We start from the raw sequence: 17,469 nt of genomic DNA on the forward strand, positions 1-17,469 counted from the left end.
TGAACGATATTTGCTCATCCAGTGATATCAGCCACAGATAGCGTATGGCAGTCGTATTGTCAGTACTTAAGTTGTGAGGGCTCAACTAGTTTATCGTAGCAAAGCAAGGTAACGTTTACCCCTAAAATAACGAGCGTATTAAGGGGCTGACCCTAGCGAGCGTTCAAACCAATAATATAAATAAGATAATAAAAATAATAATGATTAACCAACGAATTAGAAGCCTATTCAACAGTAACTGGGATGCCACCGACCAATTAGTGCTATTACGTTTTTCCGGTTTATTGCTCAAAATTGGATTAACTTTTTTTGCGGCAGAAACGTTTGGTCTGTCGCTTAATAGCCCACTTTTGTATTGGAGCTTAGGGGTTGAAGCGCTGTATTTGCTGTTTAGTTTTAGGTTACGCGAATCAGCAAGTCGCAATGAGTCGAGCCTGTTCATTGCGCTGGTGTTTGATACTTTATTTTGGATCTCTTGGCTGTATTTAACTGGTGGCGCGACTAACGCGTTTATCTCGTTATTGCTGTTACCCATTGCTATCGCAGCGGTAACCTTGCCAAAGTGGGCGCCGTGGACCCTGACCTTCTTGTCGACAATCGCCTACAGCTTGATGATCTTTTATGTGCAAGAAAGCCCGATGGCGCACCATGGCATGGACATGAGCTCGCACTACTTGGGCATGTGGTTTAACTTTCTTATTTCGTCGTTGGTGTTGACGACGAGCGTGGCTTACATTGCACAGCGCATGCGTAAGCAAGATGTAGAACTGAGTTTTATGCGAGAGGCACAATTACGCCAAGAAAAATTGTTGGCGTTAGGTACAGCGTCAGCGCAAATGGCGCATCAATTAGCAACGCCATTAGCCAGTTTGAGGTTGTTGGTTGATGAGGCCGCCGAAGAGGCGCAAGAGCTTGGGTTAGAAGATTCAAGCATACTGTCTGAAATGAATGGGGCATTACAGCGCTGTGAAAAAACCTTGCATTCATTGCGTGCCGCCACAGAGGCCATCCGGGAAGAAAAACAAAGTCTACAAACCGCCAATGAGCTGCTAAACACCTTACAGCAACAGGTGTTACTGTTTATGCCGCAGGTTAAATTAGAGCTAACGTTATTGGAGGACGATCAGTATGAGTCGAGCTCAATACTCACTGACGCTAGTTTGTTACCGGCGATGATGTCGTTGGTTGAAAACGCCGCCAGCGCTAGCTTAGATAACATTGGTGATGCTCGCGTTAAGGTGTCTGTGGTTATTGCGGCGCAAAGCCAACGCTTATGTATTTCGGTAAAAGATTACGGAATAGGGATATCAAAAGAGATGCGTGCACAGGTAGGTCATCAGCTTATTGAGAGTGAACAAGGTATGGGTATGGCGTTACTGCTGAGCCATGCCAGCTTTGAGCGGCTCGGCGGGCAGCTTTTGCTCGGCAGTGTGGTTAATGGCGGTACGGTGGCAGAAGTGAGCTTTCCTTTGCAATTAGATGCGGCGTTGATAAAGGCGGACGAATAATGGATCGTTTGTTGATTATTGAAGACGATCTCGCGCTTGCGGGAGTGTTGTTAAGACGCATGAGTAAGCAGGGTTTTGAGTGCCAACAGTGCCATGATGCCAGTACGGCTTTGCTGTTAGCGCGACAATTTAAACCGACCCACGTACTGCTTGATATGAAATTGGAGCAGGAAAATGGGCTTAAGCTTATTTCGCCTTTGCGGCAATTATTGCCTAGCGTAACCATGGTGTTATTGACCGGCTACGCAAGTATTGCCACTGCAGTAGAGGCGATTCGTTTAGGAGCGGATAACTATTTGGCTAAACCTGTTGATACGCAAACCTTGCTTAACGCTCTGGCTATAACGCCGGTCGATACCGCGATAGAGCCGTTACAAGAGGAGCCGTTGTCACCGAAAAGATTGGAGTGGGAGCATATTCAACAAGTGCTCAATGCTAATAGCGGAAATGTGTCTGCAACGGCAAGGCAGTTAGGTATGCACCGGCGTACTTTGCAGCGTAAATTACTCAAAAAGCCCACTATCGACCATCGTTAAACTGCGCTTTTAGTGCCGCCTACACCATCGTGGTTGGTGCTTGCCGAAGTGATATTGCGGTTAGATATAACCGCAATGTGCAGTCGCGACTTCGGAGCATCAGCTGATGGGTTTCATACAACGCCTCTCCTCTTCTTGTGATATCAGCTATGCTAAAGTAGTACTGGCTGATTAACTAATGGTCGCAGCCAAAGTTGAGCGGGAGCATTCGATGAGCAATAAGACCGTTTTTAACACTGATATTTTTTTATTAGATGAGCCCAATGAGCTTATCTCTACTGAAAAATGGCAGAAAACTGTTGATCTGCTAGCTAGGCTGTTTGAAGCGCCCGCAGGTTTTTTGGTGCAATATACCGACAAAGGTTTTCAGGTCACGATATCTAGCAGTCAAGAGACCAACCCCTATCCCGCCGGCATTATCATTGGGCCTGAAGTGAACATTTTTTGCCGCCGTATCGTTGAAACCCGCCAGGAATTGTATGTAAGCAATGCCTTAGTTGATACGTGTTGGGACAGCAATCCTGAAGTGCACATTGACGGCTTTAGATCATATCTCGGTGTACCGATTTTTTGGCCCAACGGGGATCCATTTGGCACTTTTTGTGTCATGGACTATAAAAAAACCGATTACAAGTCGACCTATCTCGAGCTTATCCGCCACCTGAAAGATATTTTAGAATCTGACCTGTCGTTGATTGGCGCTTATGCTGAAATGAAAACCCTAGCGATTACCGATCCGCTATCTGGTGTGCATAATCGCCGCGGTTTTATGGTGCTTGCTGAGCAGCGCATAAAGCTGGCGAAAAGAACCGATACCTCGTTAGGGGCGTTTTATTTAGATATTGACCACTTTAAAGCGATAAACGACGAATATGGCCACGGTGTTGGCGATGAGGTTATCCGCTGTGTTGGGTCGGTATTAACTCAGTGTGTGCGTCAATCTGATGTGGTTGGGCGTATTGGTGGTGATGAGTTTGTCGCTTTGGTCATGTTTGATGAAAAAGAAGCGTTACAGGTGGTGAAAAAACGAATTATCACCGCTATAGCTGCTCGCAATCAACAGGGTAATTTGCCCAGCTTTACGGTATCGATTGGTATTGCCGAGATAAACTATGAAGACAGTATTAGCACTCAGCTAGATATGGCAGACAAAGATATGCTGCAACGAAAAGCTGAGCTGGCTAAAAGTTTAAAAAGCCCCGAGACAGAGGCCAGCTCGGGGAAAACAAGGTGCGAGTCATGATGACCAACACCTTGGGTAACAGCATTGCGCTTTAGAAGCGATACTCGCCCGTAATCCAAGCGTTAAGCCCACTGCCAGACATGCGTTCACCGGCGGCAAGGTCGCTGCTCATTACGCGGTTGTATGCCGCTAAATGATCTTGATAGTCGGTATCTAACACGTTATCGATCCCCGCCTTAACTAACCAGTTTGACGCATCATAGCTGACTAATAAGTTGACCAAGGCATACCCAGCCGTTGTTTGCTCTAGCTGGGTTTCAGACACCTTGTCTTGCGCAGCGACTGCACGGGTTTCAATGCGGGCGGTCCAGTTGTTATGGCTGTAATTAATGCCGAGGTTAAAATTAGCTGGGCTGATGCGATACAAGTTGTCATCAATATCGCGGCGCTCGCCATGTACATAACTGGCAATCATATTGACATTAAAATGGTCGTTAATACTGTAAGACCCACTAATATCCATGCCAAACAGCTGCGCATCGACGTTCGCAAATTGCATTGGGTTGTCATCGCCCATCATTGCAGCTGCCATTATTACGGTTTGATCTGTGGCGGCGACGCCTTGAATGTAGTCATTAATCCGGTGGAAGAATACGCGCGGGCTGATGGTCAAGTCATCGGTTTGATAATCGCTGCCCACTTCGATTTGGTAGGCTGTTTCTAAATTAAGGTCGATATCGCCCACATAGGTATGACCATCGGCAAGGCCGCCGGTAGACTGCATTGGTACCCAAAGGTAGCGTTGCTGGTAGCTGGCGCTATCTTGTTTACGGGCTAAGCCAACAACCCAGCTCAACTCATGGGTTTGTGTGTAACGACCATTGATAACAATATCGACCCCAGTTTGCGACTGTGAACGGTCACTGTAATTAAACTGTGTCATGAGCATGTTGATAGGGGCCATTGAGCCGGCCATCGAATGACTCACTTCATCAGCGTTAGTTTGGTAGTGTTTTACGCGTGCGCCAACTTGCCAGTTCCAGCGGTTAACGTCTTGCTGCCATTGAGCAAAAGCGCTGAAGGTGTTGTCGCTAACATTGTTAAAGTTATCAACGTTAAACATCGGGTTGGTCGGGTCGGTTATTACTGACTGATGCTCACTTAGCTGTGCATCAAAGCCGACGTTCCAAGCATTTTTTGTCAGTGATATTAATGCGTCATAGCTTTGGCTATCGGCGTTGTTGTAGCGTGCGCTCTTGGTTGCGGGTTTGCTGCGTTCGCTGAAGTTATCCATGCCGTGCCTTGCGTCGCTATATGCAAGGTGCCAGTTAAGGCTCCAGCTGTTGATATCATGTTGACCTTCAACTTTGACTCTATCAGTACGAATGAAATCGATATCCATGGGTAAGGCTGGTGTGCCGGCATCGGTGGTTTCAAGATGCTGATAACCAATAGCAATCGATTCACTGCGGCCGGCATCTTCGGCTAGGTTATAGCGGTACTGGCCGCCAGCCATCGCTTTGTTATATGTGGTGGGTGATACTGAGCGGTTATCACCAGTAGTCATGTTGTCATTGCCGTTGAGGGTTTCGGCGTACACTAAAACTGCATGTTGCTCGGTACCTAAATTGGCTTTACCTCCGATATGGCTGCGATTGCCATTACCTTGATACTGCGCTGCGAGTTTGGCGCTTGCTTGGTCAAAGCTAGCTTGCGACTCAATAACTTGCACACTGCCACCTATGGTATTAGCTCCCGCCAATACAGGGGCTATTGCGCGAGTCATTTCAAGTCGTTCGGTTAAAATCAAGCTGGCATAACTTAATGGCGTATCCATTGCGTTGGGCCCAGCGCTCGACAATGTAGTGCCATTGACTTGAGTGTTAACCTTATCTCCATAAAGCCCGCGGTATTGCGCTATGCCAGAAAGCGGACCATTACCATTAACAGTCGCGCCGGGGAGGTTACTCAGTAGACCACTGATGTCAGTTTTAGGAGAGGCTGACTCAGGCGTTACAGCGCTATAGTTTCTCTGGTGCTGTCCCGTCACTTCGATAACTTCAAAGGCGGAGTCGTCGGCAAAAGTCGCTAATGGAAATAGCGCAGAAAGTATTGATACAGAAACGAAGGATAGAGGCAACTTCATAATAATGTTGTATTTTTGTTTTTAATGTTGCGGATAGTGGCAGCGTGCTTATTGTTTAGCAAAGTGAAATCAACAAACTGCGACAAGTGGTCGCAGTGCGGGTTGTGTATTGGCAGGTTCTACATTTAGCGCGGCGCTAACTTCTCGTACAGCTGGGATAAGGCTATAATGACGATCAATTGCACAACGGTGAACCACAATGAACAATAATCGAGAGATCATCGCGCGCTTGCGTGAGCAAATACCAACATTTGAATGTGTGCCGGGTTGTCACGATTGTTGTGGGCCGGTCACGGCTTCGTCTGAAGAGGTGTCGAGTTTACCCGAGAAGACCGAAGCAGAGCATGATGCTGCGTTGGCTGAGTGGGACTGCGTTCACCTTGGACCTAAAGGTTGTAAAGTGTACAGCAGGCGACCACTAATTTGTCGGGTGTTTGGCACCACACCTAATATGCCGTGCCCAAATGGTTGTCGCCCCAAAGAGATGATTGATAGCAAAACCGAACAAGAGATCCATCATTTGATCGCTAATACGCGACAAGTGTTGGTGTAATTGGGTTCTGGTTATCGCTAAATGATACTGAACCTGCCAACAAACCAATAAAAAACGGTGGTCAACTATTGTTGGCCACCGTTATTTTTTTATTCGTACTCTGAAGAATATGTTTCTGAGTATGAGTGAGAGTAAAGCTCAAACAGGGTTCCAAATGGGTCTTCTAAATAAACCATTTTGTAAGGCTTGCTATCATCTTCTGGATGGTATCTCATGATATCCATTCTGACTTTACCGCCATACTGCTTCACTTTTTCGATAACACCTTCGAAATCATCAGTCTCTAGGCTGTAATGAAACAGACCTATTTTGCTGAAGTCGACCTTGTGTTGGTCTTCACGGTCTTTCATTTCAAACAACTCAAAACCGATACCATCAGTTGTCACTAAATGGGCAATGTTAAACCCTTTGAAACCTTCACCGAATACTGCAATACACATTGCGCCAATGGCAGTTTCTTTTTCTTCAATGACTTCTGATTTTCCCATAACAATTTTAAGGCCCAAGGCTTTGGTATAAAACTCAATGGCTTTATCCATGTCGCTAACCATAATCCCGATATGACTCATCTTCATAATAATCTCACCTTGTTTGCTAATGACTAACGTTTTGCTTGTTTGTTTTGATGCCGAAAGTATAGGGTGACTCAATCATGTTGTGAAATTATCAAAATTTATAAAGTTGATAATCTAATGTGATGAATGGTTGCGGGTTTAGAAATGCTAAGGGTTATTGTAATAGGGACTTGCAGACACTCTGCAAGCCACCTGTTGCACGATGTGTGAAAAATTTCGTTAGGCAATATATGCGCTTATAAAGGGTTTGTAGCGATTTTCAACGTAAGCTGCACAAAGATAAATTAGATGTGGATTAAACGATGTTGCGGGTAAAATAACGGCTGTGTCACAGCCAGTTGTGATAGATAAGATAACGAGAGACAGCGCTCTCGTTATCTTATGGTGCTAAAACAAGTTCAAAAAGATTAGTGCTTTAAGTCAGAATATAGGTGCCATTGGCGACGGCCGAGCTCAAGTGCAAAGCCGGCAATAAGCCCTGCTGCTGTATTGATCAGTAGGCAGATGGCAGCGGTGGATAATATGACGAAAATGCAAAACGGTTTGCCATCGATAAAGCGTTTTGACCACGCCAGTTGTGTACCCGCAATGGCGAGTAAACTACCAAGTACCGCTAGTGGAATTAGCGATAAGCAACTGGCAATGCCTTGTCCCCAAAATGCGGCTAACAACAAACACGTGCTGCCAAAAATAGTTGGTGCTAACCAGGTGCGAGCGCCAAAATGATGCTGCACTGCTAGTCCACCTGCGCCGTGGCACATGGCTGTTGCGCCAAACGGTGCCAGTAGTAAATTTGCCCAGCCTGAGCTTTTGGCAAAGCGCTCTGGCGCAAAGTTATCTTGAGGGTCTTGCGGGAACTTGTCTTTTGCCATTGCAGAGGTGGCGATAACGGCATTGGTGAGGGTCATTGCCAGCTGTGGCAGCACTAATAAGCCTGCCGCAGAAGACCACTCATTAAGGCTAGGCCAGCTCCATTGCCAAGGCGTATAGTTTGATAGATCAAAGCTAGGCTCTGTGCCGCTATTGAGCTGCCATATTATCCCCGAGATGATCACAAATGGCATGGCTAAATAACGTAGTGGTAGGTATTTGCTTGCAAATAGCAGCGCAAATGCAGACAAACCAACCAGCCAAGTTTGGCTCATCATATTACCGCCCATCCACATAAGTTGGATGCCAATGGATAATTGAATCCCAATACTAATTGCCGGAGAAAGTTGTCTCGCCATCCACTTTATAGCACCGCTATAAGCGAGCAACAGCAAAATAGCTCCCATCATTATGCCGCTAGCTTGCAACATACCAGGCGACAAACCTTGTGCTATCACCAGCGCGGTAATCACTTTCATCGGCTGTACCGGGATCGGCCGGCGATAGAAGAATGCGGTAAACAGTGCAAACAGTCCAAACCCCATAAAAATTCCGCGTGGCGAAAATTGGTTTAAGGCGATAAGACCGAGCGCTAAAGGTAAGAAGGTGCCCAGATCGGCAAAAGCGCCGCTGAACTCACCTGAGTAATGGTTAATATTATCAAAACGGTTGTGCTTACTGCTCATATAACTTGCCGTGACTAACGAATATGTTGAATAAGCAATTTAAATGCCAACAATTGGGTAACAATAAAGGGGGTAAAACCCGATGGAATCGGCAATTTACCAAAGTCTGTGAGACAAGTTGACACATAAATGTGAAGTTTGTGGTCAATAGGTCTAATATTAACGTCTAATTAAGTACCACTTTGTGGGTATTTTAGGGTTGTTTTAGCTGCTTAAATAGACACGTTTTAACTTGCCGCAGTCGCAGCTTTGTTTTTTGTCTCACCATGTTGTCATGGTAACCATGTGCTAACAATTTTGTGTGAGCCGAGTAAGCTAAGTCTTAGTGTAACCAAATTTTAGGGCTTTCACAGGTTTTAATGTCGATATTTTTGGCTGTAAAAACCAAGGTTAACCGGGCTAAATTAGTTACCTTTGTATCGCATTAACCTTGTAGGGCAAGGTATGCCAAGTCGTGACTTGTTGTTTGCTCGAGTATTATGCCAGCGTTGTTGTGATTATGCTGTCCACTAAACGGCCTGTTAGTGAACGCCATTAATCATGATACTACTCGCGTAGATTTATTACCGAGACTGTGGGTTGCTCGCTTAAAAAGCGTGGTGCAAATTAAGGCGGCTTACCTGGTGCAGTAAATTTTGCACCTTTCTTATCATATATATCTAAATGGTTATTCAGCAGGGCGATTTAGACAAAAAAAAGCCCTGCTAATGGCATTAGCAGGGCGATGTTTTAACATACAATGGTCGTGCGTTAATGCGGTTTTATCATTGTGAAGCCGTCACTTAAACTGCTTGCGACTATGGTTGTTGGCGAGTTGGTGCTAATACAATTTCACGTACGCAAACATTTTGAGGTTGCTCAAAAGCAAATACCGCAGCGTCAGCGACAGCTGTTGGTTCTATTACACCACCCATTGATTCTTTCCAGCCTTGGTAACCAGCTTTAATTTCTTCGCTGGTGGTGTGGCTTAATAGTGCTGTTTCAACTGCGCCAGGCGCGATGGTGATCATGCGTACATCGTCAGCAGCAACCTCTTCACGAATATTTTCAGTTAGAGCATGAACCGCGAATTTAGTCGCGCAGTAAGCGGCATGGTTAGGGAATGTTTTGCGGCCCGCAACTGAGCTGATGTTGATAATGGTGCCGGTTTTACGTGTTTTCATATCAGCTAGCACGGCATGAATACCATTAAGAACACCCATCACATTGATGTTGAGCATTTGGCTCCACTCTGCTGGATCTTGTGTATCGACAGCGCCAAGTAACATCATGCCAGCATTGTTGATTAGGCAGCCAACTGGGCCAAATTTAGCTTCAGCAGTGGCAATGGCGTTTTTCATCGCTTCAGCGTCAGTAACATCAACACCGACACATAATGCGTTGTCTAGCTCTAGCGCTTCCATAAGTTCAACACGGCGAGCAAGCAATAGTAGTGGGTGACCTTTAGCGCTAAAAGCTTGGGCGATGGTTGCGCCAATACCTGAAGATGCACCAGTAATTACGATAAGTTGTTTCATATAAACCTCAGTAAAGATGTATTTAGGCAGCCATACAATTGCGTTGGCCATTTGAATGAGCACAGTTTAACGACAACAGCATTGTTGATATATAATCTAAAGAGAACATGATTGTTTACGTATGACGCCTAATGTGGTTTGTATTACTTAAAATTGTTGAGTGAATCGAATGTACCAAGATTTAAATTTAGCCGATGTTAGGGCATTTACCGTGATTGCAGAGCTGGGAAGTTTTACCTTGGCGGCAGAGAAACTCGCGTGTTCGCGTTCGCACCTTTCTAAGCAGCTCACCCAGTTGGAAGCTTACTTAGGGGTTACGCTCATTACTCGTACCACTCGGGCGCAAAGGCTCACCGACCAAGGTGAATTTTTTTATGAGCGCTGCCAGCATGCGCTGGATGTGATGGAGCAAGCGGTAGCTAAAACGGTTGATAACGCGCAAAACCTGCAGGGCACGATTAATATCAACTGTGTTGGAGGCTATATTGGCGAAGAGATCGTTACTCGCTTGGTTAATGACTTTATTGGCACTCACCCTAATATCAGCATCAATCTCGACTTTAGCAGTCAACGGGTAGATCTAGTGTTGGATCATTTTGATCTGGTTTTTCGCATGGGCGAGCTCGAAGACTCAGGTTTAATCGCGCGTAAGTTGATTGATATTAAAAACTGCACCTTAGCAGCACCTCGTTATCTTGAGCACAAAGGTCAGCCTGTACACCCTAAAGAGTTGCATGATCACAACTGCATTATTGGCAGTATTAACCATTGGAGCTTTCTGCATAACGCTGATGCACAGCTAAAAGCTGAGGTCGCGATAACGGGAAAATTGCGCTGTAAAAATGGCCGAGTAATAAAGAGTAGTGCTTTAGCAGGGCATGGAATTGTGCGCTTACCTCAATTGTATTGTGTTGACGAGTTAAGCCGTGGCGAATTAGTACATGTGTTTGACGAGTGGGTTATTCCCGATACGCCGCTGTACTTGCTGTATAACAAAGATAAGTTTCAGCCAGCTAGGCTACGTGAATTTATAGGCTTTACGACCAGCCACTTTAATGACTATTTTAACTGACTGATTCAGCATGGCGATCAGCCTTGCGTGCCGTTCGGTCTAATCGATTTTTGCGGTTGAATTTATAGTAAATTATAACGGAGCATTGGTGGCTTTTGTGGTCAGTTTTATTGTATGGATCAAAGTTTGCGCTATCGTATTTATAATACTATGAAAGTACTTTATATCAGCACTGAAAAAAATTTGGCGTTAACGGTGATATTTTGATTCGAGAGTGAATTTTTTGGCTTAAAATTATTCAAGCCAACCCATGGTCTTTTTTAGTCGCAATGCATGATAGCGCTTTATTGTTATGCATCAGCTGGTTTTAGTGACGATGAGTGCAAAAGTTTACAACCTTTTTTCGATTTAGACCGTATCGGTGTTAATCGTTAAGGATATAAAAAGGGTGGAATGGATGAAAATATCTCAACTTGCGATAGCATGCGCGCTGCTCACCAGCTTTAGTGCCTATTCAGGCCAAGAGTATTACGAAGCCCGCAGCGATGCGATGGGTGGTGCAGGTGTGGCCGCGTCTAATAAAGAGGGCGCAGCCTTTGTTAACCCAGCCTTACTCGGCTTGAATGCACACCAAGATAACGCTGCCGTTTTGTTAATACCTGCACTCGGTATTGATATGGCTGATAGTGATAACATGATTGATAAATTTGACTCAGTTATCGACTCCTACGACGGTTTGGCCAGTGCTATTAATGCCGGTAATAGTGTTGGTATTGACGCTTACCGCAATGACCTCGTGACAGATTTACAGTCGCTCAAAGGGGCTACTGCATACGCCAGCGGTGGGTTGGGCGTGAGTATCGCTATTGCGAACCAAAGAATGCCGCTAGCTGTTTTTTACAAAAGTTATGTTAACGCCGTGGGTATGGCCAATATTGCGCAGTCCGATATTGATACGCTTGAAAATATCGATGTCTACAACCCTCCTGCTGTGAACGATCTAGCCTCAAGTGGACAAGTTGTTGCAGGGGCTGTATCTGATTTAGGTGTGGCGCTTAGCTTTCCGCTCTCGATTGTGAATATGCCGATTTCGGTAGGTATATCTCCTAAACTGCAACGAATCGATACCTATAATTACTCAGCCAATGCCAACAACTTTTCAGCCAGCGACTTTAACGACAGCCAATACCGTAACGATGAAACTCATTTCAATGTTGATGTTGGGCTTGCCATTGAACCGGTTAACGGCTTAGTCATTGGTGTGTCAGGCCGAAACCTAATTAGTAAAGACGTCGACACCATCGAGGTCGATGGTGAACAGCTTACGTACAGTGTTGAACCATTGGTGACTGCTGGGGTGGCTTACGACTGGAGAGTGCTAACCGTGACCACCGATGTTGATTTACTTGAAAACAAGAAGTTCCAAGAGTTTGATGGCAGCCAATACTGGCGCGTAGGAGGAGAGGTTCGTGCGTTTGATTGGATGTCACTTCGAGTGGGTTACCGCTACGACATGAAAGACTCAACCGCTAACATTTACTCTATTGGATCAGGGTTTTCTTTTGGAGAGTCTTTCTTCTTAGATTTTACCGGTATGTTTGGCAGTGACGAAGCGATTGGTGGTGTTTTGCAAACGTCATATCACTTTTAGTGCCATGAATATAAGCGGTTAACAGAGCTCAATGATGGACTTGACCGCTAAAAGAAGCGCACAACCACTACATAAAACCAGCGTTAATACGGTGGTTTTTTGTTTATTTATTCTACCAACTAAACGGCCTGCAACCACATAACCTAATAGCGCTGAGGGCAGCAACATCAATGACACCCATAAGTGCTCAAGGTGAACCAAGCCAGATAATCCTAAAATAATCAATGCGATAATCGCACTGACAAAAAAGAACGCCGACAGCGCTGCCCTAAACTGCGCTGGATCTTTACCTGACAGTAGTATGGCCATAGGTGGCCCACCGATAGCTGCAATGTTGCTGAACATTCCTGAGATCGTGCCAGCAATAAATAAGTTTGTGCGGTTAATTGGAATGCTACATTTTAGCGCTGTGAGCAATACCGACAGCGCCACAATACTTGCTATTGCCAGGCCGAGAACAGCTTGAGGAGCTAACAAAATAAGGAGCGATCCAATAATCCCGCCGGGTAAACGACCGATTAACGCATATTTAAGCCCACTAAGCTCAAGCTGAGATTGCTCTCGATAAAGGGTTAATGATGCAATTGAAAAGCCCATGATAATAACAGGAACCGGGACAAGTGAAGGTTCAATAATATAAAACAGTGGGCTGGCGATAACAGCTAACCCAAAGCCAATAAGACTTTGCGTGACGGCCCCGCAAAAAATAATGACAGAAGCGAGAATGAGTGTGCTTGGCTCTAACATGTTACTACCTACGACTATTGAGCTATCACAGCTTTATTCTTGCGGTTGTTCCGCGGATGAGTATGACGTATACGACGCCTTACACCGCACAGTGAGTTCGTTATGATACCGCGAAAAGACGCTGTAAACGAGAACTCAATGGTGAGGTTAGCGTTTGTTTATCACAAGCAAGAGTGCAGGCTTATTCTTGCAGCGGTGTCACTTTTAAATCGCTAAAAACAAACAAGGACCGCTGAGCGATCCTTGTATGTGATGGGGTTGAGTTTACTCGAGTTCTTCCCACTCAATGCCCATGTCGTCCATTAAGCGTTTAACTTCAGCAGGCATACTATCAGGCTTATCTTTTGATAAATCTTCATCATTTGGCAGTGGTTGGCCAGTATAAGCGTGTAAAAATGCTTCGCACAGTAGCTCGCTATTGGTAGCGTGACGTAAGTTGTTCACTTGGCGACGTGTACGCTCATCGGTAAGCACCTTGAGTACTTTTAAAGGAATAGAGACAGTAATCTTTTTTACTTGCTCATTCTTTTTTCCGTGTTCAGCATAGGGGCTGATATAATCGCCGTTCCACTCAGTCATTGACTCACCTGTAAATTTTAAAATGCGGGGCAGATTTTAACCCCTTATGCAGTGCAGTCAAATGATAGCCTCTCTTTTTTGATAAAAGCAAATAGATTTCTATATGCTTGGACGTCTAAACGGCTAAATAGGTTGACGAGTGGTGATTGCTTAGGTAAATTTAGACGTCCAGACATCCTTTATAAGAATATCTAGAAAGAGGAGTAGTACATGACTAAGTGTAAAATAGCCACTGATGTTGTTCGGCAAGGGATAGAGTCCGATACACAGCACGGTGCAGTCGTGCCGCCAATCTATCTTTCGACGAATTATTCTTTTGATGGCCACCAAAACCCAAGAGACTTTGATTATAGCCGTTCAGGCAATCCAACTCGCTCCCTTTTAGGCAATGCTATTGCTCAATTAGAGCAAGGCAGTACTGGCATTGTTACCTGCACAGGAATGGCTGCCATAACACTTGTTACCAGCCTGCTAGGGCCCGATGATCTGTTAATCGTTCCCCACGACTGTTACGGCGGTAGTTATCGTTTATTTACCAACTTGGCTAAAAAGGGTCAGTTCAAACTTGAAGTTGTTGACCAAACTAATGCCAGTGCATTAACTGCTGCTATCGCTAAAAAGCCTAAAATGATATGGCTAGAAACACCGTCAAATCCACTATTGCGGGTTGTTGATATTGCAGCAATCAGCCTTGCGGGTCATGACGTTGGTGCGTTGGTTGTGGTTGATAACACATTTTTGTCGCCCATGTTGCAGCAGCCGTTATTACTTGGCGCCGACATTGTGATGCATTCGACCACTAAATATATTAATGGCCATAGCGATGTTGTTGGCGGCGCAGTGGTTGCCAAAGATGCTGAGCTGGGCGAATTATTACATTGGTGGTCAAACACCCTTGGTTTAACGGCAGGGGCATTTGATAGTTACCTAACATTACGCGGTATTCGCACTCTGGCGGTCAGGGTTCGTCAGCATGAGGCTAATACCAAGCAGCTCCTTGAGGTTCTGACTCAGCATGCTGCGGTTGATAAAGTTTACTACCCCGGCCTCGCGGACCATCTTGGGCATGACATTGCAGCCAAGCAGCAAAAAGGCTTTGGAGCGATGTTGAGCTTTGAACTAAAAGGCGGCGAAAAAGAGCTGGTCGCTTTCTTAAAAAACCTTCATTATTTTTCGCTTGCGGAAAGCCTCGGAGGAGTAGAAAGTCTAGTGGCAGTTCCTGCAACCATGACGCATAGAGCTATGGAGCCTGCAGCGCGGGCAGAGGCCGGAATTAAAGATACCCTCGTTCGTCTTTCTGTCGGAATAGAAGATGCCGCGGATCTGGTTGCCGATATTGAAGCTGCACTTAACGCAGCGATTGTTTAATTTAAAGGGGTTTTAGATGGTACGTTGTCACTTACATAAATTTGGTGGCTCCAGCTTAGCTGACGCAGACTGCTATCGTCGCGTTGCACATATTCTCCTGACTCATGGCCATAGTGATGACTTAGTCGTGGTTTCTGCAGCAGGAAAGAGCACTAACTTTTTGTACCGTTTGCTTGAGTTGAGTACCACTGAGCAACTGTGGCAAGAAGAGCTGCAAACATTGATTAGTTTTCAGCAAAAGCTGATTGAACAGCTGTTATCAAACGAGCAAGCTCGCTCACTCAGAGAGCGTTTGTCAAACGACAAAGCTCAGCTGATCAGCTTGTTGTCGTTAAGTGCGATAAACGATTACCAAAGCAGTCAAGTGGTTAGTTTTGGCGAGCGTTGGTCGTCGCGCTTATTGGCTGCGTTATTGCGCGAGTCAGGCGTTGCTGCATCGGATGTTGACGCGCGCACCTTACTCATCGCTGATGAAGGAGCTGTGCCGCAAATTCGGCTGCAAGCCTCACGCCAAAGAGTACAGCAGCTTATTGCAAATCACCCAAATGAACGCCTTATCATTACCGGTTTTATCTGCGCTAATGACAATGGCGATACTTTGCTGCTCGGGCGTAATGGTTCAGACTTTAGCGCCACTTTAATTGCCAGCCTTGCCGATATTGAGCGGGTGACAATTTGGACCGATGTAGAAGGGGTGTTTAATGCTGACCCTAATAAAATTAACGATGCTAAATTATTAAGTAGTTTGTCGTTAGCAGAAGCAAATCGGCTAGCGCATTTAGGTTCGCCAGTGTTGCATAATCGTACCCTACAACCATTGTTTGATACTGAAGTCAGCCTCGCGGTTCGCTCAAGCTATGCTTCGCATACTGACTTTACGCTGATTGCACCTAAAAGTTCTTCTGCCAGTGCGCCAGTTGTGACCAACTTAGGTAGCATTTCACTATTTAATATTAAGTTGAACGGTGCTTTTTCACAGCTACTGACATTACTGGCTGATATTGGTTTGTACCCACTGGCTCATTGGACGTTGGCTCATCAACGTTATGAGCTAACGGTGACCTTAGAAAACCAGTCAAAGGTGCAAGCGTTACTTGAAGAAAATAGTCAACTCTTGGGTATTTGCGAGATCAACGTGCGGGACGATCTTGGCTTGGTAGCATTAGTGAGCGCCGATGCTGATTTATACCACCGAGGCTTTGCAAGATTATTAAGCCGAAATGCACGACCACTATTTAATGATGGTATGAGCTTAGTCACGTTAGTGCCGTTGTCGGAAGTTAATCTACTGACTCAAAAGGTGCATCGTCGATGCGCCGGCCCGCGAAAGCGTATTGGTGTTTTGTTATTGGGTGTTGGCAATATCGGCGAAGCTTGGATAGCGTTATTTAACCGTGCTAGAACGGCTTTAAATATAGAGCTTGAAGCTAGCGTTGATTTAGTCGGTTTGGTGAGTTCGCGTAACGCTTTAATTAGTAACGCTGGTATTAAGCTTGATACTTGGCAAACTGATTTTGAGCAACATGCATCGCCTTGGCAATATAGCCACCTATTTGATGAAGTGCAGTCGCTTGAGTGTGACGAAGTTGTCGCATTGGATATTAGTGCCAGTGCAGATCTTGCAGCGCAATACCCAGAGTTTTTTGCCCGTGGTATACACGTAGTTAGTGCCAATAAAATTGCAGGCTCTGGGCCGTTGCCTTTTTACCGCGAGCTTAAATTACAGTTAGGTAACCGCCGTTTGTTTTGGCGTTATAACGCCAGCTGTGGCGCGGGGTTACCGGTACAGCATGCAATAAATGATTTGCACAACAGTGGTGATAGCATTGAAGCTATCGGTGGTATCTTCTCAGGTACATTATGTTGGCTGTTTGAGCATTATGACGCCGTTAAGCCGTTTTCTGAGCTGGTGATTGAAGCGCGAGAGCTTGGGATCACTGAGCCCGACCCGCGTGACGACTTATCGGGCCGAGATATGCAGCGTAAGCTGCTTATACTCGCTCGAGAGATTGGCCTTGAAATTGAGCTAGAAGATATCAGTTTAAAGTCACTGGTGCCGGAGCACCTTGCAGCGTTGCCGTTAGAGCAGTTTTTATCGCGCATTAACGAACTCGACGCTGATATGCTGCAGCAATACTCGACCGCTGCAGAGCAAGATAAAGTGCTTAGGTATGTGGCGGCGTTAGACCACATTGACGGTAAGCTAGCGGCAGAGGTGAGTTTGCAATGGGTAGATACCAGCCACCCTTATGCTAACTTAACGCCGGGTGATAATGTCTTTGTTATACGCAGCGAATTTTACCAAGACAACCCACTGATTATTCGTGGCCCTGGTGCTGGTAAGCAAGTTACAGCTGCAGCAGTGCAGTCAGACTTGGCCCATATTTGCCGAGATCTACTGCAAGAGTAATAACTCTTTAGTAAATATTACCTCCATAAATCAAATGCATGCCATGACGTTGGCATGCATTTTTTGTTTATCGCCTTAGTGAGTTGTCATTACTTGCCCGTTAAGCAGCTTCAATTGGCCTATAGTGG

Annotated in this window: 14 protein-coding genes; 8 read left to right on the plus strand and 6 right to left on the minus strand. The window is 45.5% G+C overall.

From position 1 onward, the window contains the following. Positions 1-215: 215 nt before the first annotated feature. The 3 genes from RGE70_RS01610 (at position 216) to RGE70_RS01620 (ending at position 3,287) form a co-directional block, all read left to right on the plus strand. Complete coding sequence (locus RGE70_RS01610; protein WP_375087923.1) at positions 216-1,508, plus strand: sensor histidine kinase; 1,293 nt, start codon at positions 216-218, stop codon at positions 1,506-1,508. Continuing rightward, on the plus strand, positions 1,508-2,044 hold the full coding sequence (locus RGE70_RS01615) for a response regulator transcription factor (protein WP_310469813.1): 537 nt from the start codon (positions 1,508-1,510) through the stop codon (positions 2,042-2,044). Before RGE70_RS01610 ends, RGE70_RS01615 begins: the two co-directional genes overlap by 1 nt. Before the next feature lie 211 nt (positions 2,045-2,255). Further along, complete coding sequence (locus RGE70_RS01620; RefSeq protein ID WP_310469815.1) at positions 2,256-3,287, plus strand: sensor domain-containing diguanylate cyclase; 1,032 nt, start codon at positions 2,256-2,258, stop codon at positions 3,285-3,287. A 31-nt stretch (positions 3,288-3,318) separates the two neighbouring features. Here RGE70_RS01620 and RGE70_RS01625 read toward each other — a convergent pair whose 3' ends face one another. Then, on the minus strand, positions 3,319-5,373 hold the full coding sequence (locus tag RGE70_RS01625; protein WP_310469816.1) for a TonB-dependent receptor plug domain-containing protein: 2,055 nt from the start codon (positions 5,371-5,373) through the stop codon (positions 3,319-3,321). Positions 5,374-5,572: 199 nt separating this feature from the next. On the opposite strand from RGE70_RS01625, the gene RGE70_RS01630 reads away from it, so the two are divergent. Beyond that, positions 5,573-5,926, plus strand: a complete 354-nt coding sequence (locus tag RGE70_RS01630; RefSeq protein ID WP_310469817.1) for a YkgJ family cysteine cluster protein — start codon at positions 5,573-5,575, stop codon at positions 5,924-5,926. 89 nt (positions 5,927-6,015) lie between these two features. Here RGE70_RS01630 and RGE70_RS01635 read toward each other — a convergent pair whose 3' ends face one another. The 3 genes from RGE70_RS01635 to RGE70_RS01645 form a co-directional block, all read right to left on the minus strand. After that, positions 6,016-6,501: a VOC family protein gene (locus RGE70_RS01635; protein WP_310469818.1), complete on the minus strand. Its 486-nt coding sequence runs from the start codon at positions 6,499-6,501 to the stop codon at positions 6,016-6,018. Between the two features lie 407 nt (positions 6,502-6,908). Continuing rightward, positions 6,909-8,057 carry a putative sulfate/molybdate transporter gene (locus RGE70_RS01640; RefSeq protein ID WP_310469820.1) on the minus strand — a complete coding sequence of 383 codons (1,149 nt, stop codon included), beginning with the start codon at positions 8,055-8,057 and terminating at the stop codon, positions 6,909-6,911. Between the two features lie 797 nt (positions 8,058-8,854). Further along, positions 8,855-9,574, minus strand: a complete 720-nt coding sequence (locus tag RGE70_RS01645) for an SDR family oxidoreductase (RefSeq protein ID WP_310469821.1) — start codon at positions 9,572-9,574, stop codon at positions 8,855-8,857. A 169-nt stretch (positions 9,575-9,743) separates the two neighbouring features. On the opposite strand from RGE70_RS01645, the gene RGE70_RS01650 reads away from it, so the two are divergent. Together RGE70_RS01650 and RGE70_RS01655 are read left to right on the plus strand one after the other, a co-directional pair. After that, complete coding sequence (locus RGE70_RS01650; RefSeq protein ID WP_310469822.1) at positions 9,744-10,646, plus strand: LysR family transcriptional regulator; 903 nt, start codon at positions 9,744-9,746, stop codon at positions 10,644-10,646. 397 nt (positions 10,647-11,043) lie between these two features. Next, positions 11,044-12,237, plus strand: coding sequence for a conjugal transfer protein TraF (locus RGE70_RS01655; RefSeq protein ID WP_310469823.1), 1,194 nt, complete (start codon positions 11,044-11,046; stop codon positions 12,235-12,237). Positions 12,238-12,255: 18 nt separating this feature from the next. Here the strand turns inward: RGE70_RS01655 and RGE70_RS01660 are convergent, their stop codons facing one another. Continuing rightward, complete coding sequence (locus RGE70_RS01660) at positions 12,256-12,984, minus strand: sulfite exporter TauE/SafE family protein (protein ID WP_310469824.1); 729 nt, start codon at positions 12,982-12,984, stop codon at positions 12,256-12,258. Between the two features lie 264 nt (positions 12,985-13,248). Further along, positions 13,249-13,563 carry a met regulon transcriptional regulator MetJ gene (gene metJ, locus RGE70_RS01665; protein WP_310469825.1) on the minus strand — a complete coding sequence of 105 codons (315 nt, stop codon included), beginning with the start codon at positions 13,561-13,563 and terminating at the stop codon, positions 13,249-13,251. A gap of 210 nt (positions 13,564-13,773) precedes the next feature. On the opposite strand from metJ, the gene metB reads away from it, so the two are divergent. Together metB and RGE70_RS01675 are read left to right on the plus strand one after the other, a co-directional pair. After that, positions 13,774-14,931 carry a cystathionine gamma-synthase gene (gene metB, locus RGE70_RS01670; RefSeq protein ID WP_310469826.1) on the plus strand — a complete coding sequence of 386 codons (1,158 nt, stop codon included), beginning with the start codon at positions 13,774-13,776 and terminating at the stop codon, positions 14,929-14,931. 16 nt (positions 14,932-14,947) lie between these two features. Next, positions 14,948-17,341, plus strand: a complete 2,394-nt coding sequence (locus RGE70_RS01675; RefSeq protein WP_310469827.1) for a bifunctional aspartate kinase/homoserine dehydrogenase II — start codon at positions 14,948-14,950, stop codon at positions 17,339-17,341. The last annotated feature ends 128 nt before the right edge of the window (positions 17,342-17,469 follow it).

The organism is Shewanella youngdeokensis (assembly GCF_033180165.1).
Lineage (GTDB): Bacteria > Pseudomonadota > Gammaproteobacteria > Enterobacterales > Shewanellaceae > Shewanella > Shewanella youngdeokensis.

Excerpts from the sequence above, each read along its gene's own strand:
- metJ (WP_310469825.1), bottom strand. The coding sequence starts at position 13,563 with ATGACTGAGTGGAACGGCGATTATATCAGCCCCTATGCTGAACACGGA.
- RGE70_RS01675 (WP_310469827.1), top strand. The coding sequence starts at position 14,948 with ATGGTACGTTGTCACTTACATAAATTTGGTGGCTCCAGCTTAGCTGAC.
- RGE70_RS01650 (WP_310469822.1), top strand. The coding sequence starts at position 9,744 with ATGTACCAAGATTTAAATTTAGCCGATGTTAGGGCATTTACCGTGATT.
- RGE70_RS01635 (WP_310469818.1), bottom strand. The coding sequence starts at position 6,501 with ATGAAGATGAGTCATATCGGGATTATGGTTAGCGACATGGATAAAGCC.
- RGE70_RS01620 (WP_310469815.1), top strand. The coding sequence starts at position 2,256 with ATGAGCAATAAGACCGTTTTTAACACTGATATTTTTTTATTAGATGAG.
- RGE70_RS01615 (WP_310469813.1), top strand. The coding sequence starts at position 1,508 with ATGGATCGTTTGTTGATTATTGAAGACGATCTCGCGCTTGCGGGAGTG.
- metB (WP_310469826.1), top strand. The coding sequence starts at position 13,774 with ATGACTAAGTGTAAAATAGCCACTGATGTTGTTCGGCAAGGGATAGAG.
- RGE70_RS01640 (WP_310469820.1), bottom strand. The coding sequence starts at position 8,057 with ATGAGCAGTAAGCACAACCGTTTTGATAATATTAACCATTACTCAGGT.
- RGE70_RS01625 (WP_310469816.1), bottom strand. The coding sequence starts at position 5,373 with ATGAAGTTGCCTCTATCCTTCGTTTCTGTATCAATACTTTCTGCGCTA.
- RGE70_RS01645 (WP_310469821.1), bottom strand. The coding sequence starts at position 9,574 with ATGAAACAACTTATCGTAATTACTGGTGCATCTTCAGGTATTGGCGCA.
- RGE70_RS01660 (WP_310469824.1), bottom strand. The coding sequence starts at position 12,984 with ATGTTAGAGCCAAGCACACTCATTCTCGCTTCTGTCATTATTTTTTGC.
- RGE70_RS01655 (WP_310469823.1), top strand. The coding sequence starts at position 11,044 with ATGAAAATATCTCAACTTGCGATAGCATGCGCGCTGCTCACCAGCTTT.
- RGE70_RS01630 (WP_310469817.1), top strand. The coding sequence starts at position 5,573 with ATGAACAATAATCGAGAGATCATCGCGCGCTTGCGTGAGCAAATACCA.